General features: G+C 70.9%; 26 protein-coding genes. 9 read left to right on the plus strand and 17 right to left on the minus strand.

Translation table 11 applies throughout. The features are described from left to right. Positions 1–53: 53 nt before the first annotated feature. The 6 genes from NQK81_RS04435 to NQK81_RS04460 form a co-directional block, all read right to left on the minus strand. The gene (locus NQK81_RS04435; RefSeq protein WP_257487148.1) at positions 54–1,055 is read right to left on the minus strand and encodes a proline racemase family protein; all 1,002 of its coding nucleotides are present in this window, start codon (positions 1,053–1,055) and stop codon (positions 54–56) included. Beyond that, positions 1,056–1,967, minus strand: coding sequence for a dihydrodipicolinate synthase family protein (locus NQK81_RS04440; protein WP_257487149.1), 912 nt, complete (start codon positions 1,965–1,967; stop codon positions 1,056–1,058). Continuing rightward, on the minus strand, positions 1,964–3,325 hold the full coding sequence (locus NQK81_RS04445) for an FAD/NAD(P)-dependent oxidoreductase (protein WP_257487150.1): 1,362 nt from the start codon (positions 3,323–3,325) through the stop codon (positions 1,964–1,966). The genes NQK81_RS04440 and NQK81_RS04445 overlap by 4 nt, the downstream gene beginning before the upstream one ends. Continuing rightward, the gene (locus tag NQK81_RS04450) at positions 3,322–3,630 is read right to left on the minus strand and encodes a (2Fe-2S)-binding protein (RefSeq protein ID WP_185927040.1); all 309 of its coding nucleotides are present in this window, start codon (positions 3,628–3,630) and stop codon (positions 3,322–3,324) included. The genes NQK81_RS04445 and NQK81_RS04450 overlap by 4 nt, the downstream gene beginning before the upstream one ends. Then, on the minus strand, positions 3,627–4,799 hold the full coding sequence (locus NQK81_RS04455) for an NAD(P)/FAD-dependent oxidoreductase (RefSeq protein WP_257487151.1): 1,173 nt from the start codon (positions 4,797–4,799) through the stop codon (positions 3,627–3,629). Before NQK81_RS04455 ends, NQK81_RS04450 begins: the two co-directional genes overlap by 4 nt. Before the next feature lie 78 nt (positions 4,800–4,877). Continuing rightward, entirely contained in the window at positions 4,878–5,477 is a 600-nt protein-coding gene (locus NQK81_RS04460; protein ID WP_257487152.1) for a helix-turn-helix domain-containing protein, read from the minus strand. Between the two features lie 226 nt (positions 5,478–5,703). On the opposite strand from NQK81_RS04460, the gene NQK81_RS04465 reads away from it, so the two are divergent. Beyond that, positions 5,704–6,834, plus strand: coding sequence for a metalloprotease (locus tag NQK81_RS04465; protein WP_257487153.1), 1,131 nt, complete (start codon positions 5,704–5,706; stop codon positions 6,832–6,834). Positions 6,835–7,288: 454 nt separating this feature from the next. On the opposite strand, the gene NQK81_RS04470 is transcribed toward NQK81_RS04465, so the two are convergent. Further along, complete coding sequence (locus NQK81_RS04470; protein ID WP_257487154.1) at positions 7,289–8,704, minus strand: aminopeptidase P family protein; 1,416 nt, start codon at positions 8,702–8,704, stop codon at positions 7,289–7,291. 90 nt (positions 8,705–8,794) lie between these two features. Here NQK81_RS04470 and NQK81_RS04475 point away from each other — a divergent pair, with 90 nt between their 5' ends. Together NQK81_RS04475 and NQK81_RS04480 are read left to right on the plus strand one after the other, a co-directional pair. Further along, a complete protein-coding gene (locus NQK81_RS04475; RefSeq protein WP_126732160.1) occupies positions 8,795–9,775 on the plus strand; it encodes a LysR family transcriptional regulator in 981 nt (326 codons plus the stop codon). 53 nt (positions 9,776–9,828) lie between these two features. Next, the gene (locus NQK81_RS04480) at positions 9,829–10,041 is read left to right on the plus strand and encodes a hypothetical protein (protein ID WP_257487155.1); all 213 of its coding nucleotides are present in this window, start codon (positions 9,829–9,831) and stop codon (positions 10,039–10,041) included. Here NQK81_RS04480 and NQK81_RS04485 read toward each other — a convergent pair. After that, entirely contained in the window at positions 10,038–10,595 is a 558-nt protein-coding gene (locus tag NQK81_RS04485) for a carboxymuconolactone decarboxylase family protein (RefSeq protein WP_257487156.1), read from the minus strand. The two genes, NQK81_RS04480 and NQK81_RS04485, sit on opposite strands and share 4 nt — an antisense overlap. A 68-nt stretch (positions 10,596–10,663) precedes the next feature. Here NQK81_RS04485 and NQK81_RS04490 point away from each other — a divergent pair, with 68 nt between their 5' ends. Both NQK81_RS04490 and NQK81_RS04495 read left to right on the plus strand, forming a co-directional pair. Beyond that, the gene (locus tag NQK81_RS04490; RefSeq protein ID WP_126732163.1) at positions 10,664–11,002 is read left to right on the plus strand and encodes a winged helix-turn-helix transcriptional regulator; all 339 of its coding nucleotides are present in this window, start codon (positions 10,664–10,666) and stop codon (positions 11,000–11,002) included. Between the two features lie 229 nt (positions 11,003–11,231). Then, entirely contained in the window at positions 11,232–11,672 is a 441-nt protein-coding gene (locus NQK81_RS04495) for an STAS domain-containing protein (protein WP_257487157.1), read from the plus strand. A 12-nt stretch (positions 11,673–11,684) separates the two neighbouring features. Here the strand turns inward: NQK81_RS04495 and NQK81_RS04500 are convergent, their stop codons facing one another. Beyond that, on the minus strand, positions 11,685–12,035 hold the full coding sequence (locus NQK81_RS04500) for an STAS domain-containing protein (RefSeq protein WP_126732165.1): 351 nt from the start codon (positions 12,033–12,035) through the stop codon (positions 11,685–11,687). Positions 12,036–12,189: 154 nt separating this feature from the next. On the opposite strand from NQK81_RS04500, the gene NQK81_RS04505 reads away from it, so the two are divergent. Next, a complete protein-coding gene (locus NQK81_RS04505) occupies positions 12,190–12,603 on the plus strand; it encodes an ATP-binding protein (protein WP_126732166.1) in 414 nt (137 codons plus the stop codon). A 16-nt stretch (positions 12,604–12,619) separates the two neighbouring features. Here NQK81_RS04505 and NQK81_RS04510 read toward each other — a convergent pair whose 3' ends face one another. The 4 genes from NQK81_RS04510 to NQK81_RS04525 form a co-directional block, all read right to left on the minus strand. Next, positions 12,620–13,453: an ABC transporter ATP-binding protein gene (locus NQK81_RS04510; RefSeq protein ID WP_257487158.1), complete on the minus strand. Its 834-nt coding sequence runs from the start codon at positions 13,451–13,453 to the stop codon at positions 12,620–12,622. A 39-nt stretch (positions 13,454–13,492) separates the two neighbouring features. After that, the gene (locus tag NQK81_RS04515; RefSeq protein WP_257487159.1) at positions 13,493–14,068 is read right to left on the minus strand and encodes a dihydrofolate reductase family protein; all 576 of its coding nucleotides are present in this window, start codon (positions 14,066–14,068) and stop codon (positions 13,493–13,495) included. 86 nt (positions 14,069–14,154) lie between these two features. Next, positions 14,155–14,826: a response regulator gene (locus tag NQK81_RS04520; protein WP_192744572.1), complete on the minus strand. Its 672-nt coding sequence runs from the start codon at positions 14,824–14,826 to the stop codon at positions 14,155–14,157. Next, a complete protein-coding gene (locus NQK81_RS04525; RefSeq protein WP_257487160.1) occupies positions 14,827–16,011 on the minus strand; it encodes a sensor histidine kinase in 1,185 nt (394 codons plus the stop codon). It abuts the gene before it with no gap. A gap of 157 nt (positions 16,012–16,168) precedes the next feature. Here NQK81_RS04525 and NQK81_RS04530 point away from each other — a divergent pair, with 157 nt between their 5' ends. Continuing rightward, positions 16,169–16,402 carry a hypothetical protein gene (locus NQK81_RS04530; protein WP_192744574.1) on the plus strand — a complete coding sequence of 78 codons (234 nt, stop codon included), beginning with the start codon at positions 16,169–16,171 and terminating at the stop codon, positions 16,400–16,402. 88 nt (positions 16,403–16,490) lie between these two features. Then, positions 16,491–18,803, plus strand: coding sequence for an ATP-binding protein (locus NQK81_RS04535; RefSeq protein WP_257487161.1), 2,313 nt, complete (start codon positions 16,491–16,493; stop codon positions 18,801–18,803). A gap of 4 nt (positions 18,804–18,807) precedes the next feature. Here NQK81_RS04535 and NQK81_RS04540 read toward each other — a convergent pair whose 3' ends face one another. Then, a complete protein-coding gene (locus tag NQK81_RS04540; RefSeq protein ID WP_257487162.1) occupies positions 18,808–19,926 on the minus strand; it encodes a PucR family transcriptional regulator in 1,119 nt (372 codons plus the stop codon). Between the two features lie 306 nt (positions 19,927–20,232). Then, the gene (gene ilvD / locus NQK81_RS04545) at positions 20,233–21,912 is read right to left on the minus strand and encodes a dihydroxy-acid dehydratase (protein ID WP_257487163.1); all 1,680 of its coding nucleotides are present in this window, start codon (positions 21,910–21,912) and stop codon (positions 20,233–20,235) included. Between the two features lie 149 nt (positions 21,913–22,061). On the opposite strand from ilvD, the gene NQK81_RS04550 reads away from it, so the two are divergent. Next, positions 22,062–23,387, plus strand: a complete 1,326-nt coding sequence (locus NQK81_RS04550) for a cytochrome P450 (protein WP_257487164.1) — start codon at positions 22,062–22,064, stop codon at positions 23,385–23,387. A 16-nt stretch (positions 23,388–23,403) separates the two neighbouring features. Here NQK81_RS04550 and NQK81_RS04555 read toward each other — a convergent pair whose 3' ends face one another. Both NQK81_RS04555 and NQK81_RS04560 read right to left on the minus strand, forming a co-directional pair. Beyond that, positions 23,404–24,576: an MFS transporter gene (locus NQK81_RS04555; RefSeq protein ID WP_257487165.1), complete on the minus strand. Its 1,173-nt coding sequence runs from the start codon at positions 24,574–24,576 to the stop codon at positions 23,404–23,406. Between the two features lie 72 nt (positions 24,577–24,648). Next, positions 24,649–25,101 carry a carboxymuconolactone decarboxylase family protein gene (locus tag NQK81_RS04560; protein ID WP_257487166.1) on the minus strand — a complete coding sequence of 151 codons (453 nt, stop codon included), beginning with the start codon at positions 25,099–25,101 and terminating at the stop codon, positions 24,649–24,651. Between the last annotated feature and the right edge of the window lie 60 nt (positions 25,102–25,161).

A 25,161-nucleotide genomic window follows, 5' to 3' on the forward strand; every position in this document is an offset into this window, starting at 1 on the left:
GACGCCGTGTCGCGAAAAGGGCTTTCGCGGCACAGGCGCCGCCGGAGAACCCGTCAGAGCACGAAGCCCGCGGGGAACGGGTCGTCCGGGTCGAGCAGATAAGTGGCGTTGCCGGTGATCCACGCACGTCCGGAGAACTCCGGCACCACGGCGGGAACACCGCCGACGGTGGTCTCGGCGACGAGCTCGCCGGTGAAGGTGGTGCCGATGAACGAGCTGTTCTCGAACGGCGTGTGCAGCGGCAGCTCGCCTCGGGCGTGGAGCTGGGCCATCCGCGCCGAAGTGCCGGTGCCGCACGGCGACCGGTCGAACCAGCCGGGATGGATCGCCATCGCGTTCCGCGACGACCGCGCGTCCGAACCCGGCGCGAGGAACTGGACGTGCTTGCAGCCGCCGATCAGCGGATCGGCGGGATGCTTCGGCTGCCGCTGGTCGTTGATCGCCGCCATGATGTCCAGCCCCGCGGCGAGGATCCGGTCCCTCTCCGCTCTGTCGAACGGGATGTCCACTTGGGACAGTTCGAGGATGGCGTAGAAGTTGCCACCGTAGGCCAGGTCGTACCGCACCTCGCCGAGGCCGGGCACCTCGACCACGGCGTCCCGCTCGGCGAGGAACGACGCGACGTTGCGGAGCTTGACGCGGACCGCGCGGCCGTCCCGGACCTCGACCTCGGCGTGCACGAGCCCGGCCGGGGTGTCCAGCCGTACGACGGTCTTCGGTTCGGTCACCTCGACCATGCCGGTCTCCACCAGCACGGTCGCCACGCCGATCGTGCCGTGCCCGCACATCGGCAGGCAGCCGGACACCTCGATGTACACCACGCCCCAGTCGGCGTCCGGCCGCGCGGGCGGCTGCAGGATCGCGCCGCTCATCGCCGAATGGCCGCGCGGCTCGTTCATCAGGAACTGCCGCAGGTGGTCCAGGTTCTCCATGAAGTACCGGCGGCGGTCGGCCATCGTGTCGCCGGGGATGACGCCGACCCCGCCGGTCACCACCCGGGTCGGCATGCCCTCGGTATGGGAGTCGACGGCGGTGATCGACCGGATCGACCGCACCTACTCCACCCCCAGCGAGGCGAGGGCGCGGCGCATGTCGGCGGTGACCTGCTCGCGGTGTTCCTCGGTCAGCGGCCCTCGCGGCGGACGGCACGGCCCGCCGTAGCGGCCGACGAGGTCCATCCCGAGTTTGATCGCCTGGACGAACTCGGTGCGCGAATCCCAGCGGAACGCGGCGACCAGCGGTTCGTAGAGCGCCCTCGCCTCGTCGAGCTTGCCGGCCCGCGCCAGGTCGAACAGGCGCACCGACTCGGCGGGGAACACGTTGGGGAATCCGGCGAACCAGCCGGTCGCCCCCATCAAGAGGCTTTCCAGCACGACGTCGTCCGCGCCGCTGATCACGTCCAGGCCGGGCGCCTGCTCGCGGATCTCCAGCACCCGCCGAACGTCGCCGGAGAACTCCTTGACCGCGACCACGTTGTCGATCCGCGCGATCTCGGCGAGCAGCGCCGGCGTGAGGTCGACCTTGGTGTCGATGGGGTTGTTGTAGACCATCACCGGCAGCCCGACCGACGCCACCGCTTCGAAATGCGCGAGCACCTCGCCGCGGTTCGCGCGGTACATCGTGGGCGGCAGGCACAGCAGACCGTCGGCACCGTCCTCGGCCGCTACCTCGGCCCAGTACCTGGCCTGATGCGAGCCGGGCCCGTGCACGCCGACGACGACGATCCCGTCGTCACCGACGGTTTCGATCGCGGTGCGGGCGACGCGACGGCGTTCCTCGTCGGTCAGCGACGAGTATTCGCCGAGCGAGCCGTTCGGGCCGACGCCCCGGCAGCCGTTGTCGACCAGCCACCGGCAGTGCGCGGCGTAGGCGTCGTAGTCCACGGCCAGCCCGGCGGGGGCCGACGCGTCCGCCCGGTACGGGAGTGCGGTCGCGACGACGACGCCACCGAGGTCGGGGGTGCTCATCCAGGTTCTCCTTCGGTTCGGGCGGCGAGTTCGCCCAGCCGGATCGGCTGGACGATCGGGCGGTGGTGCCGTTCGGTACCACCACAGAGTTCGGACACGGTCGGACCGCAGATGCGGCCCTGGCACGGGCCGAGGCCGGCCCGGGTGCCGAGTTTCAGGGCGTGCGGGCCGGGACAGACCGTGTCCTCGGCCGCACGCGTCAGTTCGCCGTACGTCGTCTCCTCACAGCGGCAGACGATCGTGTCTTCGCGCAGCCAGCCTTTCCAGGCCGCGCCGATGGGGTGGGCCGTGGCGAGGCGTTCGGCGAAGGCCAGCGCCCGGTCGCGGGCGCGGATCAACCCTGGCGACGGCTCGGCCCCGGCCGCGACGCAGCCGGCCACCGCTCCCTCGGCCGCCGCCGTGACCGCGCCGCCGATCCCGGTGATCTCACCCGCGGCGAAGACACCGTCCACTGTGGTCCGTTGCGCGGCGTCGACCCGCACGAACCCCTCGTGCAGCGCGCAGCCCGCGGCGACGGCCAATTCCGGCTGCGGGACGAAGCCGTGTCCGACGCAGACCGCGTCGACCTCGTAGGTGCGCTCGGTGCCCGGAACGACCGACCAGTCGGCGCGGACCTTCGCGGTCACGACCTCGCGGACGCGGTCCGCGCCGCGCGCCTCGATCACCACCCGGCCCACCCGGTACGGGACCCGATGCCGGGCCAGCGTCGCGGCGTACCGCGCCAGTTCACCCGCCTTCCCCGCCTGGGCGGCGAGGCGCCACGGGCGGGACGACCATCCTTTTCGGACGGTCCCGACCGGATTCGCCTCCAGTACCGCGACCACCTCGGCCCCGACGCCCAGCAACGATTCCGCGACCGGCAGCAGGAACGGCCCGGCCCCGGCGACGAGCACCCGCTCGCCGATCGCGACCCGCTCCCCCTTCGCCAGCGCCTGCGCCGCGCCCGCGGTGTACACGCCGGGCAGTTCCCAGCCGGGGAACGGCAGGGTGCGATCGTGCGCGCCGGTCGCCAGGATCAGCGCGTCCGGGACGAGGGTCAGCCGCTCGCGTCCGGAGCCATCGGACGGTCCCCGCAGGACGTGCACCGTCTTCTCCGTGCGGTCGAACGCCCAGACGGTGGAGCCGGGCCACCACCGGCATCGCGGATGCGAAAGCACCCGGCGCCGCCGGTCGAACTCCGCCCACCCGTGCTGGACCCGCTCCGGACGCCGCGCCGCGTACGCCCCGGGAAGCATCCGGTGGTACTGCCCGCCAGGGGTGTCCGCCTGGTCCAGCACCGTGACCCGGGCACCGGCCCGCAGCGCGTGTTCGGCCGCCGCGAGCCCGGCGGGCCCGGCGCCGACGATCACCACGTTCACGCGGTCTCCTCCCGGGACTGGGTGCGGATCTCGTCCCCGTCCGCGGCCGGGCGGCGGCAGGCGCGGACGTCGGGCACGTCGTTCACCGTGAGCAGGCAGTCGAAGCACGCGCCGATACCGCAGAACACACCGCGCGGTGCCCCCGACCGGGTGGTGCGCCAGGAGGTCCGGCCCGCGGCGAGCAACACGCCCGCCACGCTCTGCCCGGCGATCCCGGTCAGGGGCTCGCCGTCGACGGTGATCCGGATCGGCCGGTCGGTGCGGCCCACCGGGTCGCGATCGCGCGGCAGCAGCCATGCGCTCACGCCGCCACCTCCGCCAGTACGGCCGGACGGTCCACAGTGAACTCTTCGACGGGCATCGACGGCTCCGAACCGATGAGCAGTTCGCGCAGCAGGCGGGCGGTGCCGACGCTCAGCCCGATCCCGGCGCCCTCGTGCCCGGTGGCGTGCCAGAGATTCCCCAGCCGCGGATCCTCGCCGAGCACCGGGAGGTGATCGTCGACATAGGGCCGGAAGCCGCCGTACGCGCGCATGATCGCGACGTCGGCGAGCGCCGGGAACAGGCGCAGCGCCTTGACCGCGATGGCGCTCAGCACGTCCGGGCGGATCGCGTCGTCGAACCCCACCCGGCGGCGGGACGAGCCGATCAGCACGGTGCCGCCCCAGGTGGACTCGACGACGGCGGAGGTCTGCAGGTCACCCGAATCGGCACCGACCGCGCCGACGTAATCGGCGTCGTACACCTTGTGCCGGACGACACCGGGCATCGGCGTGGTCACCAGTACCTCGCCGCGGCGGGGCCGGACCGCGATCGCGGCGCCGAGACGCGCCGACACCTGGCCCGCCCACGGGCCCGCGGCGTTCACGACGACGTCGGCCTCGATCAGTTCACCGGGCACCCGGACGCCGGTTATCCGTCCGTTGTGGACGGTCGCGCCGACGACTTCGGTGCCGGAGCGCAGCCGGGCGCCGTGACGCAGTGCGGAGCCCAGCAGGGCCAGCGCCGCGCCCGCGGGCTGGACCTGCGCGTCCTCCGGGTAGTGGAACGCGGCGGTCACCTCACGGGTCAGCGCCGGCTCCGCGTCGGCGAGTTCCTTGTGGGACAACGGTTCCGCGCGAACACCGGGCTGTGACGCGGCGAAGGCGGTGAGGGCGCGGGCTCCGTCGTCCGTGGTGGCGACGACGATGCCACCCTTGGGGTCGTATTCGATCGCCGCGGCGGCGCGGGCGTCCTCGTCGGCGATCTCGGCGACGACCCGGGGCCACAACTCGGTCGACAGCTTGGCGAGTTCGAGTTCGGCGCCGGGTCCCTTGTCGGAGACGAGGATGTTGCCCTCGCCGTGCGAAGTGGTTCCCCCGGCGGGACGGCCGCGATCCACGACCACGACGTCGAAACCCGCCAGGCTCAGCTCACGGGCGCACGCGGCGCCGACGATACCCGCGCCGAGGACGACCACGCGCGTTCGGTTCATCGACCCTCCAGCGTTCGGTAAAGCGAACGCTCGGAGCGTAGGTTCCGTCCTGGAGGGGTGTCAATACCCGGCGAGCGGTCAGCCCTTCAGCACCGGATGCGGCCTGCCGTCGAGCCGTTCGTCGGCGCGGTACTGCAGCAGCAGCACCGAGTGCACCGGGCCGTCCGAAGCGGTATAGCAATGCGGCTCACGGGCGTCGAAGGCCACGTAATCCCCGGGCCCGACCTCGACGGTCTTCCCCGCCACCTCGACCAGCAGCGATCCGGTCTGCACGACGGTGTGCTCGACTCCGACATGCCCCTGCGAACGCTGCGGCGCGTCCCCGCGCACCACCTGGTCGTACACCTCGAAGACGCCGTCACCGGCCTCGATGCGCCGCAGCGGCCGGAGATCCACTCCCTCGCCGCTGAGCACCTCGACGTCGGCGCCGCGCACCACGGTGAGCGCACCGCCCGCCCGGTGGTCGAGCAGGTCGGAGATCGCCACCTCCAGCACCCTGGACAGGCTGAACACGGTCTCGATGGTCGGATTGCCACCGCCGGACTCCAGCTGCGACAGCGTCGCCTTGCCGATCCCCGAGCGCCGCGAGAGCTCCGACAGCGAGATGCCCCGCGCCGCCCTGGCCGCGCGCAGGTTGACCGCCAGCATGTCCCGGATCGAGGGCGTCTCGTCCTGCACCGCTTCTCCCCTGTCGTTCGTCGAACCGTACGACCTCGTTCGCTTTGCCGATCGAGTTCGCGGACATCATGACACGCCTCCCGACGCCGGGGGCATAGCCGCGGCCGATGGGGCGGCGCGATGGTGGACCGCGCGGATCGCGATGAAACTCCATCACCAACCGGTGTGTCACCGTCGACACAGGGTCACGGGCGCACCGTCGTTTCCCTCCAGCGAGGAGATTCCCGTGCAGCTGATCCGCAGATCCGCGGGCCGACGACTTCGGGCGTTCGGCGGGGTGCTCATCACGACCCTCGGACTGACCGCGACCGCCGCCACCCCGGCGACGGCGGCCGCGAACGCCTGTCTCACCGGCACACTCGCCTTCGACCACTACGACGCCGAAGCCGGGACGAGCAAGCCGCTGCGCACGCAGGTGGCCCGGAACGCGAACTGGGAACTGTGGGGCCGCACCGGTTCCGGCACGGCGACCAGGCTCGCCGCCGGCATCACCGGCGCGTCCGACGGCCGGTTCACCGCCTGCCACACCACGTCGCTCGCCGAGGCGTACGCGCGGTTCCGGTCGAGCAGCACCTCGATGTGGCGGGTCGTGAAGGCCGCGAACGACACCACCGACTACGCGTTCGACTCGGCGCGCCGCACGAACGTCTCCGGCCCCGTCGACCTCGGCACGGTGAAGGTGCCTTCGACGCTGCAGCGGGCGTGGAAGGTCGTGGACACGCTGAACGTCCTGTATTGGAAACGCGCCAACCCGGTCTCGTCGTGCTGGACGGCGCGGCAGTCCGACGGCCGCTGCGACCGGATCACGTTCGTCTGGGACCCGAAGGTCGCCGACGGCGGCTACTGGGACTACCCGAACACGAACTACGTCTTCCTCGGCGCGTCGATGCCCGACTCGAAGCACCTCATCCTCCACGAGGCGGGACACTGGCTCCAGTGGCAGCTCTACGGCCGCGACTTCCCCGTGGTGGACAACTGCAACCCGCACTACGTCGAGAAGCACAGCTCGGAATCCTGCGCGTGGACCGAAGGTTTCGCCGACGCCGTCGCCGCCTACGCGCTCGGCGACTACCGCTACGTCCGTGATGACGGGACATCGGTGAGCTTCGAGAACGACGGCCCGACGCCCGGCTGGGACGACGGCGACACCGTGCAGGGCCGGGTCGGCTCGTCGCTGCTGGACCTGTGGGTGCCGGACGGTCCGGACGGCGGGAACTGGGACCGCACGATCGCGCTGATGACCCGCCACTTCAGCCAGGACTTCCGCGAGTACTTCACCGTGGGCCGGCCGGCCGTCGGCCTGTCCACGACCGGTGCCGCCGAGCGGATCCTCGCCGGGCACACGATCTGGTACTGACGGGGACCCCGGAGGGCCGGACCGCGGCCCTCCGGGGTCTCCGGGTGTGTCCACAAGGGACATATTCGTGCGGTGAAATGCCTGATCAATGCCTAATGGCACGGTTTCCGAGGGGAGTCGTGAGTGGTAACGATGGGTCCAGCCAAGGGTGTCTTGGATACCTACTGGGTCCAGGCCGTTGTCGGGCCCGGGTCCGGTCGGTGGAGGCCCGGAGAGGGGTGTCGCGAAAGCCACTTTCGGGACATCAGACGTCTCGAAAGTGGCTTTCGCGACATGCTCGCCAGGGTGGCACCGGGCCCGCCCACGCCGAGGTTGCGAAAGTGGCTTTCGCAACCCCCGCCAGCACAAGTGAGCACCGAACACGCAAACCCGTGCCCATAGAGGTGCAAAAGACACCCTTGGCCCTAACTCCCTTGTGGACGGTCAAGAGCGTGCCTTACCCCTCGCCCGCCCTTCACCCCCTGGCTGCCCGGACCCAGGCGGTGATCTCGTCGGCGGTCGAGGGGAAACCGCCGGAGAGCAGGTCGTACCCCGCTGGAGTGACCACGACGTCGTCCTCGATCCGGACGCCGAGGCCGCGCAGCTCCGGCGGCACGGTGCGGTCGCCGGCGTGGAAGTACAGACCGGGTTCCACCGCGAGCGCCATCCCCTCGGCGAGCGTGCCCTCGCGGTACGCCGACGGATGGGCGGCGGCGCAGTCGTGGACGTCGAGCCCGAGGAAATGGCCGGTACCGCAGACGATGTACCGGCGGTGCTGCTGCCCGTCCGGCGACAGCGCTTCGTCCACCGACACCGGGAGCAGGCCCCAATCGTGCAGACCCTCCGCGAGCACGCGCAGCGCCGTCGCCTGGAACGCGCCGTAGTCCTGGCCGGGGCGGACCTCGCCCAGCGCCGCGACGTGCGCCTTGTGCACGAGGTCGTAGACGTCGCGCTGCGCCTTCGTGAAGTCCCCGCCGACCGGGAAGGTGCGGGTGATGTCGGCCGTGTACAAGGAATCCACCTCGACGCCGGCGTCCAGCAGCAGGAGGCTGTCCTCGGTCACCCGCCCGTCGCAGCGCGTCCAGTGCAGGATCGGCGCGTGCGGTCCGGCCGCCACGATGGAGGTGTAGCCCGGTCCGGTCCCCTCGGTGCGGGCACGGCGGTCGAAGGTGCCCTGAAGCCAGCGTTCCCCGCCACCGCGGACCGCCTCCGGGAGCGCGGCCAACACGTCGGCGAACCCGAGGGCGGTGGCGTCGACGGCGGCGCGCAACTGGCCGATCTCCCAGTCGTCCTTGATCCGGCGGAGCTCCGCGAGGACGGTACGGAGCCGTTCGCTGTGGTCGAAGCGGTACGCGTCGAGCGCGGGGTCGACCCCCGCACCGACCAGGAAGCTCGGATTCCGTCCGCGCAAACCGTGCGGGAGGTCCTCCAGCGGACGGCATTCGATGCCGAGCGCGCTCTCATACGCGGCCGGTCCGGCGGCGGAGCCCACCCACAGCGGGCTGGTGTCGGCGTCGCCGACGAAGTCGGGCTCGTGCGCCTCGGCGGGCCGCGGGACGTACAGCGTGGCGTGGTGGCTGTCCCCCGCCGGGGTCATCACGAGGATCGCGCCCTCACGCTGGCAGCCGGTGAGCCAGACGAAGTCGCTGTCGGCGCGGAAGCCGTGGAAGGTGTCGTTGGACCGCACCACGGCCCGGCCCGCCGCGAGCGCGATCCGCTGACCGGGCAGTTCCGCCGACAGCCTGCCGCGATGGGCGGCGGCCGCCTCCGCGGTACCCGCCGGCACGTCCACCGCGGTGTCGGCGGGCTCCCACCCGTCGCTGATCCAGTTCCGGAACCCTTTGGCGGCCAGCAGCGCGCGCAGATCCGGCCGGGTTCGGTCGCCGGTCATCGGCTCCCCTTTCAGGTAGTCACGGTTCTGGCCGCACCTTCGCACCGCGAACGGCCGGGCCGTAATGACCGGCGGCGATAGACTCCGCCTATGGCCCTGGAGATCCGGCACCTGCGGGCGATCTGCGCCATCGCCGAAGCGGGCAGCCTCTCGCAGGCGGCCGCCGCGCTGGGCATGTCCCAGCCGTCGCTGACCTCGCTGCTCCAGCGGCTCGAACGGCAGATCGGCGCGCCGCTGTTCGTCCGCAGCCATACCGGCGTGACCCCGACCCCGGTCGGCGAGCAGACGTTGCGCCGGGCGCTGACCCTGCTCGTGGAGTTCGACCGGTTCGAAAGCGACCTCCTCGGTGCGCTCGGCGACGGACCGGTCCGGCTCGGATCGTCCCAAATGGACTGTCTGCCCACCTTCGTCGAACGGCTGGACGACGCGCTGCCGGGGCTGGACGTGACCGTCCACGTCGAACCCTCCAGCACGGTGCTGGCGCAGGCGCTGGCCCGCGCGACGCTCGACATCGCCGTCATCGCCATGTCCGACGACCAGGAAGTGCCGCTGGCGAAGCATCTCGGGCACCGGGTGCTGTTCTCGTGGGTGCCCGTGTTCGTCGGCCTCCCCGCGAAGCACCCGCTCGCCGGCGGGTTCGAAGTCGACCTGGCGGACCTTGCCGACGAAGCATGGATCGGGCCGCCCGGCCCCGAGGACGGCTCGCTGACGTCGCTGCGCGCGGCGACACATCGCGCCGGGTTCACGCCGCGGATCCGGTTCGAATGCCCGAACGGCGGCGGACGGCACCTGATCGCCGCCGGGCAGGCGGTGCAGCTCGTCGAACCCACCGCGCCCGAACTGCCCGGCATGGTCGTCCGGCCGTTGAAGGGCGACCCCATGCGGATGCGGCTGGTGCTGGCCTGGCGCAAGGAACGGCTGACGTGGGACCAGGCGGAGAACGTGTACCGCGCGGTGATGACGTCGTACACGCGGCACGCGATGGCGTCGACCCCGTTCCGGACGTGGTGGGAGCGGCGGCGGAGCGCACAGTCGTGGGACGGGCTGGCGGACTTCTTCCGGAGCCTGTAACCCGATCCCGCCTCGCCGCGATTGACCCCGTACCGAGCGAACGGAGACGGGGGATGATGCCGCAACGGCTGTGGCTGGGTCTGGCGGTCGTCTACGCGTGCACCGCCGTGGTCCAGCTCTACCTGCTCGCCAGCACCGGTGCCGTCCGGGCCGGGACACTCAGCGCGGTCGGCTTCGCGGCGGCGCTCCTCTGCGGTCTCGCCGCCTGGAAGTCCTCGGGCCGGGAACGGGACGACACCAGGGAAATCGACTCACACCGGTCCTAGCGGCCGGGATAAGGGGCGGCCCACGGCTCCTCTTCGAGCGCGACCGCGTTCGCGACGTTGGCGATCGTCCGGTACCAGCCGGCCAGCACGAGGAGTTCCAAGAGCAGTGGCGCCGGGAAGTGCCCGGCGAGCGCGGCCCACGTCTCGGCGGAAACCGTTGCGGTGTCGTGGAGTTCGTCGACGGCGCGGATCAACGCACTATGCCGCTCCGACCAGACGGGATGCCCGGAGTCACCCGACACGGTCGCTTCGAGCTGCTCCGGCGTCAAACCGACCACCGGCGCGAAAACCGCGGCGTGGACACCCCATTCGTAGCGGCATCCGGACCGGGCGGTCACCCGCGCGATGACGATTTCCCGGTCCAGCGCGGGTAATCCGCCGTGCGCGAGCAGACCGGCGCCCAGGACGCGCATCCGCGACGCCAGCTCGGGATGGAGCTGCAGCAGGCGGAAGAGCGCCAGCGGCTCCCGCGCCACCCCGGGCGGCATCCACTTGCGGAGAGCTTGTTCGACGTCCGCCTCGTACGGCGGGGCGAGTGGCGCGATCCGGGCCATGACCACCTCCAGTGCTTCGATTTCAGAACCACTATGCTGCTTCGAAAGTCGAAGCACAAGGGGGTGCCATGCCCGGCGAACCGATCCCGCGGCCCGGGCGGCCGGTCCGCGGCTCCGAAACCGGCCGTCCGCTCATGGCCGCGCTCGACCTGCTGGGACGCCGGTGGACCCTGCGGGTGATCTGGGAACTGCGCCAGGGCGACGTCGGCTTCCGCGAACTGCGGCGCCGCTGCGAACTCATGTCTTCGAGCGTGCTCGCCACCCGCCTCGCCGAGCTCACCGAAGCCCGCATCGTCGAGACCGGCGGCGAGGGTTACCGCCTGACACCATTGGGCGAACGACTGCTCGACGCGTTGCACCCGCTCGAAAAATGGGGCCTCGCCTGGGAAAAGGCGTTACGCGAGTGACCATGCACGAGGATGTATCCCGCCGTTCACCGCATATGGTCTTGCCAGCCGCGAGGAGCGGCGTACGGTGAGAAGTACGTGAGGTTGAGTCCACCAGCCCGCGCGAACGACCCGCATGTCCGCGGCCCAGCACCTTGTCACAGGGCGACGCGGCGGCGAGTTGACTTGCGCAGCCGTTGTGCAGGCTTTCCCGTTGTCGTTTCGTCCCGGCTATCCGGGAGCCAGCATCATGACCGAACGCATTCCCTACACGCGGAGCAGCCGCGACGGCCCCGCCGTGCGCGCCGGCCTCCACCTGACCATTCCGCGCCCGCGTCCCACGGCCGAGAACCTGTTGCGGGTTCAGCGGATCCGGTGGAACGAAGACCTGCTCATCGTCGCCGCGGCCGGGGAGATCGACCTCGCCACCGCGGGACGGCTGGAACGCGCCCTTTCGGGCCGCCTGCCCGTCGCCACGGTGCTCGACCTCAGCGAAGTCGGCTTCCTCGGTGTCGCCGGGCTACGGGTCATCGAATCCGCCGCGGCCCGCGCCCGCTCAGAAAACCGCACGACCGGCGTGGTCACGGACGCCCGGCCGGTGCTGCGCCTGCTGCAGCTGTTCGGCGTCGACAGCCATATCCCCGTGTACCGGCACCTCGACCACGCGATCCTCGAAGTGCCGAACCGCTGAGCCGCCGCCCGGTCAGGATCCGGCGAGCGGCAGGAGCGTGGACAATCCCGTCTTCGAAGCCAGCCGCCGGATCGTGGGCGACGGCAGGAAACTGAGGTCGACCCCCTGCGTGCTGCACCGGTCGTTGATCCTGACCAGGGTCGCCAAACCCGTGGAATCGCAGAACTCCACGCCTTCGAGGTCGACCACGAGCTTGCCCGGCGCGGGCTCCAGCGCGTCCTCGAAGGTCTCCTTGAGATCCTCGGAGGTCGTCAGGTCGATCTCCCCCGCCACCGCGATGACGACCTCGGCGCCATCGGGCCTGGCGACGGTCACCGAGAACGGGACCTCCCGGGTTTCGCCGTCTCCGCTCGTCACCGTCATCCACCCCTCACGATCGGTACGCGACAGTCTCGAACATATCCGATGGAGCCGCCCGCTCGCGCGGCACTCGTGTCCCGATGCCCGGCGGTGCCTTAGCCTTGTCGTTGGATCCGGCGGTCGTGGACCGCGGCGGACGACGAGGAGAAGCTCCGTGATGCCGATCGACGAGCCGGTGCGCGACGGCACCGACGAGCTGGTCCTCGAGGTCGCCGCGGTCGCCGCACAGGCGGCCGCGTTACGGGACCTCCTGGCGAAATGGGCCCTCGGCCGGGGCCTTCCCCGGGAGCTGGCCGAAGATCTCAAGCTCACCGCCTACGAAGCGATGACGAACGTCGTCAAGCACGCGTATCCCGACGGCACCGAAGACAACGTCATGCGGGTGACCGCCGCCCACGACGACGGTCACGTCAGGATCAGCGTCGCCGACGAGGGCCGCTGGCGCGACGGACGCCGCCCGGACGGCGGCCGCGGCCTGCCGATCATCCGCGCCTTCGCGCCGGAGGCGACGGTGACGAGCACGCCGACCGGGACCGTCGTCCGGCTCGCTTGGCCCTGCCCTTCCGCCTGACCGGGCCGGCGGGTCTTCATGAACGTCGCACCGCGTGCGCGGCCCACCGCCCGTTGATGCGATGGACCTCGACATCCCGTTCGTAACAGGCGGAAAGCCCCTCCCCGGTGAGGACCTCGTCGATCGGGCCCGCGCCGGTGACCCTGCCGCGACGCACCATCAGGGCGTGCGTGGCCGTCGCCGGGATCTCCTCCAGATGATGCGTCACGGTGACGGTCGCCAGCTCCGGCTGGGCCAGCGTCAGGTTCTCCAGCGCCATCAGCAGATCCTCGCGGCCGGGCAGGTCGAGACCGGCGAACGGCTCGTCCAGCAGGAGCAGCAGCGGGTCGGCCATGAGCGCCCTGGCGAGCCGGACCCGGGCGCGCTCGCCCTGCGAGCAGACGCGCACGGGCCGGTCGCGCAGTTCGGTGCAGCCGACCAGTTCGAGCAGTTTCGCCGCCCTGTCCCGGACAGTGTCGTCGTAGCGGTCCCACAGCGGCAGCACGCTTCCGCTGAACCCGGTCATCACCACCGTGTGCGCGTCGTGGTTCTCCGCGTCCGGCAGCCGCTGGTTCGCCCCGACGAAGCCGATATGCGTCCGCACGTCACGCAGGTCGACCGCGCCCATCCGGTGGCCGAGCACGACGGCCGTCCCCGCGCTGGGGAACCGCTGGGTCGAGGCCACCGAAAGGATCGTGGACTTCCCGGCCCCGTTGCGGCCGAGGACCACCCAGCGCTGGCCGTAGTCCACCCGCCAGCCGACGTCCGACACCAGTGGCACGCGGCCGACATGGACCTCGACCCCGGACAGTTCCACCGCCGGTCCGTCGAGGTTCGGCTGCACGAAGACGGGTTTGGTCACGCGGTTCATGATCGCAGGGCGCGGGCCCGGGGCCCGGCCGGGGTCCGATCATCGGATGACGTCGTAGACCAGCTTCTGGATCCCGTTGCCGTAGGCCTCGCTCTCGACGAGCTTGAGGTTCTGCTTGTCCTTGTCGGTGTCGCTGAACAGCTTCTTGCCCGCACCGAGCAGGACCGGGAACAGCAGCAGGTGGTAGCGGTCGATCAGCCCGGCGTCGGCGAGGTTCCGGTTCAGTTCCGCGCTGCCGTGGATGATGATCGGCCCGCCCTCGGTCTCCTTCAGCTTCGCGACGTCGTCGAGCGAACGCAGGATCGTGGTCTCGCCCCAGTTGCCGACGAGGTCCTCCTCCCGCAGCGTGGTCGAGACGACGTACTTCGGCATCGCGTTGTACTCGGCGAACTCCTCGGTCATACCGGGCCACACCGGCGAGAACGCCTGGTAGCTGACCCGGCCCATCATCATCGCGGTGGCCTCGCCCTGCTCACGCCCCTTGAGCTCGTAGGCCGCTTCGTCGAACTCGATACCGTCGAAGGTCCAGCCGGAGTTGCGGTAGCCCGGCTCCCCGCCGGGGCCTTCGACGACGCCGTCGAGCGAGACGAACGCGGTGGCGATCAGGATGCGCATCTGGTTTCTCCTTGGTCTTTTCGAACTGCTTTCGACACTGCGTCGTCCGGGGAACGACGGATTCGACACCGCGCCGGAAAAAAGTTTCACCCTTCGGCGTCGCGGACGAGCAGGGCGATCTGCACCCGGTTCTCGACGCCGAGTTTCGCGAGCATGCTGCTGGTGTGCGCCTTCACCGTCGCGACGGTGATGTCCAGCCTCCGCGCGACGTCGGTGTTGGACAAGCCCTCCGCGATGGCGTTCGCGGTCTCGCGTTCACGGTCGGTCAGGGTGGCCAGCAGGTCGCGGGCGGTCTCCCGGGACGCCCGGCGCGCGTCGGACGAGTGCGGCCCGGTGGCCGCGGCGATCAGCCGGGACGTCGCGGCGGGCGAAAGCGCGGGTTCGCCGGTCGCGACCGTCCGGATCGCCGCGAGGATGCGGGGCGGCGGCGTGTCCTTCAGGAGGAATCCGAGCGCCCCGACGCGCAGCGCGCCCAGCACCATCTCGTCCGAGTCGAACGTCGTGAGCACCAGGATCCGGGGCGGTTCCGGCAGCCGGAGGATCTCCTCGGTCGCGCTCAGCCCGTCGCGCCCGGGCATCCGGACGTCCATCAGGACGACGTCGGGCCGCTGCTCCCCCACCACGGTCACCGCCGCGTCGCCGTCGGCGGCCTCGCCGACCACGACGAGGTCGGGCTCGCCGTCGACGATGAGCCGCAGCGCCATCCGCACCAGGTGCTCGTCGTCGACGAGGACGACCCGCACCCGCTCGTTGCCCATTCACTCGCTCCCTTCGCGGACCGGCCACGGCAACCGCGCGGTGAGGACGAATCCGCCACCTGGTTCCGCGTGGTGGTCCAGTTCGCCGCCTGCCAGCCCGACCCGCTCGGAGAGGCCCAGCAGTCCGAAACCCGAGGTGGGCGGCCCCGCGACCGCCCGCGCCGCACCGGAATCCCGGATCGTCGCCCGCACGCCGTCCCCGGCCTCCCCCTCGACGGTGACGACCACTCTCGCCCCCGGCGCGTGTTTGCCCGCGTTCGTCAGGCCTTCCTGAACGACCCGGTAGACGGTTCTCGCGATCGCGTCGGGTGGCTCACCCGGGATCGAGGCCGTCAAAGTGACGTCCAGCCCCAGTGCGCGCGCGTCCGCGACCAGTGCCGGCAGGTCCGCGAGCGAAGGCTGCGGTGGCTCCAGCTCTTCGGGGCTCGCTCTCAGCACGCCGAGGACGTCCCGCAGCTCCTCCAGCGCCTGATGGGAGCCGTCGGCGATCCCGCGGGCCAGCTCCGCGACCTGGTCGGCGGGCAGATCCGGACGGTGCCCCAGCACTCCCGCCTGCATCGCGACCAGCGAGACCCGGTGCGCGAGGACGTCGTGCATCTCGCGGGCGATCCGGTGCCGCTCCATGATCCGTGCCTCGGCCGCCCTCGCGGCCTGCTCCCGTTCGGCGCTTTCGACCTGTTGCCGCAGGGAACGCACCTCTTCCCGGCGCGCCCCGATCGCGGCGCCCACAGCCACCACGATGCCCACCAGCAAGGTGGGAAGGCTGATCACCAGCCACAACGGCCCCGGCGCCTCGCGCTGCGGGTAGAGGCCGGCGGTCAGCACCGCCGTGACCACCGACAACACCGCGACGAACGCCGTTTCGGCGGGCCGCCGACGGGTGGCGAGCGAACAGAGCGACAGCAACGCCGCGCCGGCCGCCAGCACCGAAGCCATCGAGGCGAGGGCGACCGCGGTCGTGATCACGACCGGGAAGCGACGGCGCCACAGCAGCGCGACCAGGCAGGCGAGGGCGATCAGCGGATCGCCGGTGATCAGCCAGTCGACCCTCGGTCCCGACGCGCCCACCGGCAGCTGCGACGCCGTGACGAGCCAGAGCAGCACGCCGAGGCCGGCCGCGGCGAGCAGGCGCCAGGCCTCTCCCCACAGCCGGAGGGGCGGCCGCGCGACGGCGTCGGTGATCACCGGCCCATCATGGTCGACCCGCTCGCGGCGGCGCAGCCGGACACAGGACGATCCGGGGCTCGACTTTGGTCGGAGGCCACGCGCGACGCGCTGCCGATGTGCTCCCCGATCGCGCGGGCGAAGCTGGGAGCCGACCGAGGACCAGGAGGTAGGAAGCATGACCAAGGGCGGCTATCTGGGGCTGCAGATCGTCGGGATGGTGGCCATCGCCGTCTTCGCGCAGGCCGCCATCCGCAGCCTTTTCGATCATTCCGCGACCCAGTTGTGGGGCGCGTTCGACTGGGTACCCGGTGACTGGGGCGGCAGGTTGCTCGTGTTCCTGCTGCTCGTGGCCGCGGGAACGGTACTGGCGGGCTGGGCTCATGATCGCGGTAAGCAAGCGCCCCGCTAGGAGGACGCCGGTCCGCTAGTATCCGCAGCCGGGCGTTTTCCGTCTACATCGGACGGAACGCGGGGTCTGGTCGACGGCGGGAGAACGCATGGCGGACGGAGTTGGCTCGCTTGCGGGGTGGTCCGCCGATCCCACCGAAGTGACCAGCTACGTGGGCCGCGACGCCGAGACCGGTGAAGCGCGGCGCCTGCTGAACGCGTCGTCGCTGGTCACGCTGACCGGGCCGGGTGGTGTGGGCAAGACGCGGCTGGCGTGGCGCGTCGCCGCGGCCCACCACGAGGCGACCGGCGACGAGGTCGCGTTCGTGTCGCTGGCCGAGCTGAGGGAACCGGCGTTGCTCGTACCGACCGTGGCGAACGTCCTCGGCTTCGGTGACCGCTCGGCGAAACCGGCCATCGAGGTGGTCGTCGAGGCGCTTCAGGCGAGCCGGTTGCTGCTGGTGCTGGACAACTGTGAACATCTGGTCGACAGCTGCGCCTGGTTCGCCGACACCGTCGTCAGGGCCTGCCCTCAGGTGACCGTGCTGGCCACGAGCAGGCAGTCGCTCGGGGTGGCGGGTGAACGCGTCCTGCCGGTGCCGCCGCTGGCGATCCCGGAGCAGGGCGACTCGTTCGAACGCGTGATGAACGACGAGTCCGTGCGGCTGTTCGTGGACCGCGCGACCGCGGTCGCGCCGTCGTTCCGGCTCACCGAGTCCGACACCGAACCGCTGATCCGGCTGTGCCGCAGGCTGGACGGGCTGCCGCTGGCCATCGAGCTGGCTGCCGTCCGCGCGCGGGCGTTGTCCCTGCGCCAGCTGGCCGACCGCCTCGACCGGCAGTTCTCCGTGCTCACGAAGGACCGGCGGGGACGGCCGGAGCGGCACGAGACCATGCGGGCCCTCATCGACTGGAGCCACGACCTGTGCACGGGGCCCGAACGGCTGCTGTGGGCACGCGCGTCCGTGTTCTCGGGCAGCTTCGACCTCGACGCCGCCGAACAGGTCTGTTCCGGCGGCGAACTGCCGCGCGAACGGGTACTCGAAGTCGTCGACGGGCTGCTCGACAAGTCCATCCTGCTGCGCGAGGAATACCCCGGCGGCGTGCGGTACCGCATGCTGGAATCGGTGCGCGAGTACGGCGTCGACCGGCTCAGCGAGACGGGCGGGACGGCGGAGTTCCGGAAGCGGCACCGGGACTGGTTCGCCGAACTCGCCGGCCGGTACGCCACCGAATGGCTGGAGACCGATCAGCTCGGCTGGATCGGACGGCTGCGCCGCGAACACGCGAACCTCCGGGTCGCCCTCGACTACTGCACCGGCGCTCCCGAGGACGCGATCATCGGGCTGCGGATGTTGCGCGACGTCAAGGAGTTCTGGATCTTCCGCGGGCTGAACACCGAGGGCCGGATGTGGGTCCGCCGTCTCGACGAGGCCGCGCCGCCGGGTGTTCCCGAGCGGGCACACGTGCTGTGGCTCTCCGGTTTCCTGGCCCTGGTTCAAGGAGACCTGCCCGCCCACCGGTGCATGCTGGAGAAGGCGACAGCCGAAGCCGAGACCAGCGGCGACGAACTCGCCGCCGCCTACGTGCTCCACGTCCGCGCCTACGCCGCGCTGATCGGCAACGACATGGCCGAGGCGTCGCGCCTGTTCGGCACGGCCATCGACCTGTTCCGCACCCACGGCGACGAAGGCGCGGACCTCTGGGCGAGCTACAACCACGGGCTGGCCATCTGGCTGAACGGCGACATCGACCGCGGCCGGGCGGTACTAGCGGAAGCCGTCGAGCGCTGTGAGCGGCGGGGTGAGGTCTTCTGGCGGGGCTGGGCACTGTGGTCGCGCGCGGCCGCCGAGTACCTCCAAGGTGATATCGCGGTGGCGAGCCGCTGTTGTGAGCAGGTCCTCCGCCTGCACGCCCGGGTGGACGACCGGGTGGTCGTCGGGTTCACGCTCACCGTGCTGGCGGGCTGCGCCGCCCGCACCGGACGGCCCAACCGGGCCGCGATCCTGCAGGGCGCCTCGATGAACGTCTGGCGCACGGTGGGCGCCTGGCCGACGCGGTACGAGGCGTTCACCGAACCGCTGCTCGCCGACACCGAGACCGTGACCGCCGCGCTGGGCTGGGAGGTCGCGGTCAAGGAGTTCACCGACGGCGCCGCGATGCCCACCCGGGACGCCATCGCGTACGCCCTCGAAGAACGGTCGCCCGAACCGCGGAACCCGGCCGCGCAGGTGCTCACGAAACGCGAGACCGAGATCGCGCACGTGGTCGCCGAGGGGCTGACGAACCAGGAGATCGCCGACCGGCTCGGCATCGCCCGGCGGACGGTGGACACCCATATCGACCACATCCTCACCAAACTCGGCTACTCCAACCGCGTCCAGGTCGCCACGTGGGTGACCCGGGCCGCGGAATCCGCCTGACGCCTCACGCCACCTTCATCGGGGTCGCCTGGCGTCCCGGTTCGGGCGCGAGCAGCTCCGCGCGCAGGGCGATCCTCAGGTCCAGCCGCGCCTGCGGGTCGTCGAGCCGGGCACCGAACAGGACCCGGAGACGGCGCAGGCGGTTGCGCACCGTCTGCGGGTGGACGCCGAGGTTGTCCGCGATCTCGGGTGCCCCGCCGCGGGCGGAGAGCATGGCGTCGAGGGTTTCGGCGAGTTTGGCGCGCTCGTTCGCGGGCAGGCCGTCGATCGGGGCGAGGCTGCGCTCGACGAGCGCGGTCGTCAGCACCTCGTCGGCGAAGAGCCAGTGCGTGGTCAGGTGGTCCGACCAGCGCACGAGCGGGCCGTCCTCGATCACCTCGCGCCGGACCAGCTCGAGGGTCCGGCGTGCCCACCGCAGCGACACGGCGGCCTCGGCGGGCGCCACCGCCGGCCCGGCCGCCGCCCGCGCCCCCGCCAGCACACCGCCGATCTCGATGTCGTCCGGCACGAGCAGATGCGGGTACTCGCCGGTCAGGTCGGCCAGCACCTCCGGGCCGAACGAGGCGCGGACCGCCCCGGGCTCCGCGGCGACGGCCACCACCCGGGCGGGCGGCACCCAGCCCGCCTCCGCCGCGAGCCCCGCCCACTTCGACGGCGGGCGGCCGCTCAAGATCTCCCTCAGCAGGTCTTGCCGCACTTCGGCGACCGACGGCGTGTGCGCCGCGCGGTAGGCGGCGGTGGACAGCCGGATCAGGACGTCCGCGCAGCGGAGCAGGGCCTCCACCCCGGTGTCCATCAGCGCCGACCCGGCCCCTGGCTGCCGGGAGAGCGAGGCCAACGCGGGCAGGGCGGCCCGGCCCGCCGAGTGGTAGGCGCGAGTGAGCCGTTCCAGTTCCTTGCCCGCCGCGTATTCGGCGACGCCGACCCGGCGGAAGGCGTCCGCACCCGCCGCGATGCCCAGGTTCGTCCCGTCGTGCTCCAGTACCGAGGCGACGAACTCCGTGGCCCGCGCGTCGAACAGTGGCGCGTGCTCCGGCAGCGAGTGCCGGATCCCGTCGACGACCACGCGGGCGATCACGAGGGCGGCGGTACGGGCTGGGGCGTGGGACGCGGTCAGGGTCATCATCGACCTCCGGAGCAGCGGGAATCGTCGGGCCGCCGAGTCTGCTACTCCGGAGTAGCGGGGCACATCGGGTGAATTACGTACTCGCGTCTCTCCGCCGTACGCATCACCCGTTCGTGGTGACTCGCGAGACCGTGTCGCATCACGTCCGTCCCAGAACGTCGGCTGTGTGGATTTCGGGGCGCGACTGGTCCGGTCACGACGGGGTGTGTGGGAATAGGGACGTTCAACATCCCTATTCCCACACACCTCACCCGCAGTAATCCTCATGAGCCCATCGAACAAGCCGAGTGGCACACGGCCGCTCTACTCGCAAACGGCTCCGTGCGCGGCGCTGCGGACGACCTTGGCGTACTTGCCGAGCACTCCGCGCGTGTACGCCGGGGGCTTGGGGGTCCAGCCCTCCTTGCGTGCCTCGATGTCGTCGATCTCGACCTCCAGTGTCCGGTTCGCGACGTCGAGGGTGATCGGGTCGCCGTCCCGCACGAACGCGATCGGCCCGGCGTCGACGGCCTCGGGGGCGATGTGGCCGACGCAGAGCCCGGTCGTGCCGCCGCTGAACCGGCCGTCGGTGATGAGCAGGACGTCCTTCCCGAGTCCGGCGCCCTTGATCGCGCCGGTGATGGCGAGCATCTCCCGCATCCCCGGCCCGCCCTTGGGGCCTTCGTAGCGGATGACGACGACGTCCCCGGCGACGATCCGGCCCTCGGCGAGCGCGTCGAGAGCGGCCCGTTCGCCGTCGAACACCCGCGCGGTGCCGGTGAACGTCGATTCGTCGAAGCCCGCCGACTTCACCACCGCGCCTTCGGGCGCCAGCGATCCCTTGAGGATGGTCAGCCCGCCGGTCTTGTGGATCGGGCGGTCGAGCGGGCGGATGATCTCGCCGTCGACCCCGGCCGGGGCGATGCCTTCGAGGTTCTCCGCCATGGTCTTGCCGGTCACGGTGAGCACGTCGCCGTGCATGAGCCCCGCGTCGAGCAGCGCCTTCATCACCACGGGGATACCGCCGACCTTGTCGACGTCGTTCATCACGTACTTCCCGAACGGCTTCAGGTCGCCGAGGTGCGGGACTTTGTCCCCGATCCGGTTGAAGTCGTCGATGCGCAGATCGACCTCCGCCTCGCGCGCGATCGCGAGCAGGTGGAGGACGGCGTTGGTCGAACCGCCCAGCGCCATCACGACGGCGATGGCGTTCTCGAAGGCCTCCATGGTCATGATCTGCCGCGCGGTGATGCCCTGGCGGAGCATCCCGACGACGGCCTCCCCCGACCGGTGGGCGAACCCGTCACGGCGCCTGTCGACGGCGGGCGGAGCGGCCGACCCGGGCAGCGACATACCGAGCGCTTCCGCGACCGACGCCATCGTGTTGGCGGTGTACATCCCGCCGCAGGCGCCTTCGCCGGGACAGATCGCGCGCTCGATCTTGTCCACCTCGGCGCGGGTGATCTTGCCGGCCAGGCAGGCGCCGACAGCCTCGAACGCGTCGATGATCGTGACGTCCTGGCCGTCCACCTGACCGGGCATGATCGAGCCCGCGTAAAGGAAGACCGACGCGAGATCGAGCCGCGCCGCCGCCATCAGCATGCCCGGCAGGGATTTGTCGCAGCCCGCCAGCAGCACGGAGCCGTCCAGCCGCTCGGCCATCATCACCGTCTCGACCGAATCGGCGATCACCTCGCGGGACACCAGCGAGAAGTGCATTCCCTCGTGGCCCATGGAAATGCCGTCGGACACCGAGATCGTGCCGAACTCCAGCGGGTAGCCGCCGCCGGCGTGCACGCCGTTCTTGACCGCCTTGGCCAGCCGGTCGAGCGACAGGTTGCACGGCGTGATCTCGTTCCAGGAGGACGCCACCCCGATCTGCGGTTTGGCGAAGTCGTCGTCGCCCATCCCGACCGCGCGGAGCATGCCGCGGGCCGCCGCACGCTCCAGGCCGTCGGTCACGTCGCGCGAACGAGGTTTCAAATCCGGCTGGTCTTGCGGCATCGGAACACCTTTCTTCGTGGCGGGACACCGCGCACGCTGCCAACCCGGCGCGCCCTGCGCAACTCACCGCTCCGCGGAGCTCGGAGCCGCTGGCTACTGACACGTCGTTCCGATACCTTCCATGGGGAACCCGCACGGACGGAGTCCTGATGTTCGCACTCAAGACCGCTCCCTTCCGGCACAAGGCGGAGGCGATCGCCAAACCGGTCACCCGCTGGAGCATCGGCCACGCCATCCCCCGCGTCGCCCTGCGGGCCGCGGCGCGCCGGGGCGATCTCCAGGGCAGGCTCTCGGTCGAGGCGAGCGGCGGAGCGGATCTGAGCGGACTGTTCGACGAGATCCGCGCGCACGGCGCCATCGCCACCACCCGGGTCGGCCACGTCAGCACCCGGCACTCGGCGTGCAAAGAGGTGCTGACCAGCGACGCGTTCAAGACCGTGCGGTTCGTCCCGGACAACCCGCTGCTCAACCGGCTGATCGCGTGGTCGTCGTCGGGGCTGATCCACCCGATCGAGCCGCCGTCGCTGCTCGCCAGCGAACCGCCCGACCACACGCGCTACCGGAAGCTGGTGACCCGCGTCTTCACCGCCCGCGCCGTCGAGCAACTGCGGGAGCGCACGCAGGCGATCGCCGACGAACTGCTCGACGGCCTCGACCCGGCGGACCCCGTCGACCTCATCGAGCGGTACTGCGGGCTCTTGCCGGTCACCGTGATCAGCCAGATCCTCGGCGTCCCGCCGGAAGAACGCGACAAGGTGCTCGCGTTGGGCGGCGCCGCGGCCCCGAGCCTCGACCTCGGCCTGCCGTGGCGGACCTTCCGGACGGTGGAGGCGACGCTGGCCGAGTTCGACTCGTGGCTCACGCTGCATCTGGAGAAACTGCGGAAGAACCCGGGCGACAACCTGCTCAGCAAGCTGATCGCCGCCCGCGAGGACGGCGTCGGCCTGACCGAGCGGGAACTCAAGGCCACGGCAGGACTGGTGCTGGCGGCCGGCTTCGAGACGACCGTCAACCTCCTCGGCAACGGCATCGCCCTGCTCACCCGGCACCCGGGCGAACTCGCGAAATTGCGGGCGAATCCGGACCTGTGGAGCAACGCCGTCGACGAGATCCTGCGCTACGACCCGCCGGTGCTGCTCACCGGCAGGCTTTCCGCGCGGGACACCGAGATCGGCGGGACCCGGATCGAGCGCGGCGCGATCGTCACCACCGTGCTCGCGGGCGCCAACCGGGACCCGGAGATCTTCGACGACCCCGCCACCTTCGACGTCGAGCGGGCGAACGCGCGGGATCACGTCTCGTTCGGCGCGGGTCGGCACTATTGTCTCGGCGCTTCACTGGCGAGGATGGAAGGCGAGATCGGGCTGCGGTCGATCTTCGAACGCTTCCCCGGCCTGCGGCTGCTCGACGGGGCACGCCGGCGCGAGACCCGGATCCTGCGCGGCTTCGAAACACTCCCCGCCGCGCTCGCGTAAGGGGATCGTTTCGAGTTCACCCTCTCCCCCGCCCCACCACCGGAAGCGCCAGCAGCACCAGTGCTCCGCCGATCCACAGCACACTGACGGTGGTGACGGCGTCGACGGCCAAGCCACCGAAGAGCGCGCCGAGGGCGATGGACAGATTGAACGCCGACACGTACAGCGAGGAAGCCGCCTCGGTCGCTTCCGGTGCGGCGGCGAGGATCCAGGTCTGGAAGGTGACGGGAACGGCGCCGTAGCCCAGCCCCCAGAGGACGAGGATCGCGGCGGCCGAGAAAGTGCTGTTGTCGGTCACGGCGAACACGGCCATGGCCGTCGCGAGGACCACGCCGATCCCCCACACGGTCTGCCGCAGGTACCGGTCGATCAGTGCGCCCGCGAGGAAGTTCCCGCAGATGCCGGCGGCCCCGAAGATCAGCAGCACCACACCGATCATGCCGTCGGCGACGCCGTCTTCCTGAAGGATCGGCCGAACGAAGGTGTAGGCGACGAAGTGACCGGTGACGACCAGGAAGGTCATCGCGATACCCACGCGGACTGCGGCGTGCGAACGGAACACGCGCGGCAGATCCGCGAAGGTGATCGTCTGGTCCGGCTCCACCTTCGGCATCAGGAAGACCATGCAGGCCAAGGAAATCAGGCCGAGGACGCCCACGGCCGCGAAGGCCGTGCGCCAGCCGCCGAGGTCGCCGAGCAGCGTACCGGCGGGCACGCCCAGCACCGAGGCCGTCTCGACCCCGCCGAAGATGACGGCGGTGGCGCGGGCGACGTGGTGTTTCGGTACCAGGCGCAGCGCGATACCGCCTGCGAGCGCCCAGAAACCGCCGACACTGATCCCGATCAGGAAGCGGGCGACGAGAACGAGCGCGAAGCCGGTGGCGAACGCGGAAGCCAGGTTGGCCGCGCCCACGAGACCGACCAGCACCGCCAGCACCAGCCGCCGGTCGGTCTTGCCGATGGCCACGGTCACCAGTGGTGCCGATATCGCGGCGACCAGCCCGGGCACGGTGACCATCAGACCCGCCGTTCCCGGGGAGATGTCCAAGGCCGAGCCGATCGGTGTGAGCAGGCCGACGGGCAACAGTTCGGAGGTCATCAGGGCGAAGATGCCCAGTGTCACGGCCAGGACGGCGAACCAGCCCTTGACCGGTGAGTGGCTCCTGGGCAGGGTTTCGGCGGCGGTCACGAGGTGAGCCTTTCGAGAGCAGGGGCGATGGCCGCGCGCGAGCGGCCATCGCCGTTGGTGTGCGGGGAGCGGCTATTCGGTGCCTGGGGTCTTGCGAGTGGTCACGTTCATCCGGTTCCAGGCGTTGACCGTGAAGATCAGCGCGATGAGCTGGGCGAGCTCCGTGTCCTCGAAGTGCAGAGCCGCCTGGTCGTACACCTCGTCCGAAACCCCTTGTGGCAGCAAGGTCACGGCTTCGGTGAGGGCGAGCGCCGCGCGCTCCTTCGCGGTGTAGAGGCTGGACTCTTCCCAAGCGATCAGCTGATTGACGCGCTCTTCGGTTTCGCCCGCCTTGCGCGCGTCGTTGGTGTGGTAGTCGATGCAGTACGCGCACCTGTTGAGCTGGGACGCGCGAATCTGCACGAGTTCGAGAAGGACCGGATCCAGACCGGCACGGGCCGCGGCGTCCAGGGCCAGCACGGCCTTGAAGACCCGCGGGGCGACGCGGGAGAAATCCATCCGCTCGGGAATGTGAACTTTGGTCATGGCAAGGACATTAGGAGCGCAAGTGGCCCACGGTATGGTGCATTCCCGTGGAGATTTCAT

Source organism: Amycolatopsis roodepoortensis, from assembly GCF_024628825.1.
GTDB lineage: Bacteria > Actinomycetota > Actinomycetes > Mycobacteriales > Pseudonocardiaceae > Amycolatopsis > Amycolatopsis roodepoortensis.

Coding starts and splice junctions, on each gene's coding strand:
- NQK81_RS04505 (WP_126732166.1), top strand. CDS start 12,190: ATGCCGATCGACGAGCCGGTGCGCGACGGCACCGACGAGCTGGTCCTC.
- NQK81_RS04510 (WP_257487158.1), bottom strand. CDS start 13,453: ATGAACCGCGTGACCAAACCCGTCTTCGTGCAGCCGAACCTCGACGGA.
- NQK81_RS04475 (WP_126732160.1), top strand. CDS start 8,795: ATGGCCCTGGAGATCCGGCACCTGCGGGCGATCTGCGCCATCGCCGAA.
- NQK81_RS04540 (WP_257487162.1), bottom strand. CDS start 19,926: ATGACCCTGACCGCGTCCCACGCCCCAGCCCGTACCGCCGCCCTCGTG.
- NQK81_RS04515 (WP_257487159.1), bottom strand. CDS start 14,068: ATGCGCATCCTGATCGCCACCGCGTTCGTCTCGCTCGACGGCGTCGTC.
- NQK81_RS04530 (WP_192744574.1), top strand. CDS start 16,169: ATGACCAAGGGCGGCTATCTGGGGCTGCAGATCGTCGGGATGGTGGCC.
- NQK81_RS04550 (WP_257487164.1), top strand. CDS start 22,062: ATGTTCGCACTCAAGACCGCTCCCTTCCGGCACAAGGCGGAGGCGATC.
- NQK81_RS04495 (WP_257487157.1), top strand. CDS start 11,232: ATGACCGAACGCATTCCCTACACGCGGAGCAGCCGCGACGGCCCCGCC.
- NQK81_RS04455 (WP_257487151.1), bottom strand. CDS start 4,799: ATGAACCGAACGCGCGTGGTCGTCCTCGGCGCGGGTATCGTCGGCGCC.
- NQK81_RS04535 (WP_257487161.1), top strand. CDS start 16,491: ATGGCGGACGGAGTTGGCTCGCTTGCGGGGTGGTCCGCCGATCCCACC.
- NQK81_RS04470 (WP_257487154.1), bottom strand. CDS start 8,704: ATGACCGGCGACCGAACCCGGCCGGATCTGCGCGCGCTGCTGGCCGCC.
- ilvD (WP_257487163.1), bottom strand. CDS start 21,912: ATGCCGCAAGACCAGCCGGATTTGAAACCTCGTTCGCGCGACGTGACC.
- NQK81_RS04440 (WP_257487149.1), bottom strand. CDS start 1,967: ATGAGCACCCCCGACCTCGGTGGCGTCGTCGTCGCGACCGCACTCCCG.
- NQK81_RS04560 (WP_257487166.1), bottom strand. CDS start 25,101: ATGACCAAAGTTCACATTCCCGAGCGGATGGATTTCTCCCGCGTCGCC.
- NQK81_RS04490 (WP_126732163.1), top strand. CDS start 10,664: ATGCCCGGCGAACCGATCCCGCGGCCCGGGCGGCCGGTCCGCGGCTCC.
- NQK81_RS04500 (WP_126732165.1), bottom strand. CDS start 12,035: ATGACGGTGACGAGCGGAGACGGCGAAACCCGGGAGGTCCCGTTCTCG.
- NQK81_RS04480 (WP_257487155.1), top strand. CDS start 9,829: ATGATGCCGCAACGGCTGTGGCTGGGTCTGGCGGTCGTCTACGCGTGC.
- NQK81_RS04485 (WP_257487156.1), bottom strand. CDS start 10,595: ATGGCCCGGATCGCGCCACTCGCCCCGCCGTACGAGGCGGACGTCGAA.
- NQK81_RS04520 (WP_192744572.1), bottom strand. CDS start 14,826: ATGGGCAACGAGCGGGTGCGGGTCGTCCTCGTCGACGACGAGCACCTG.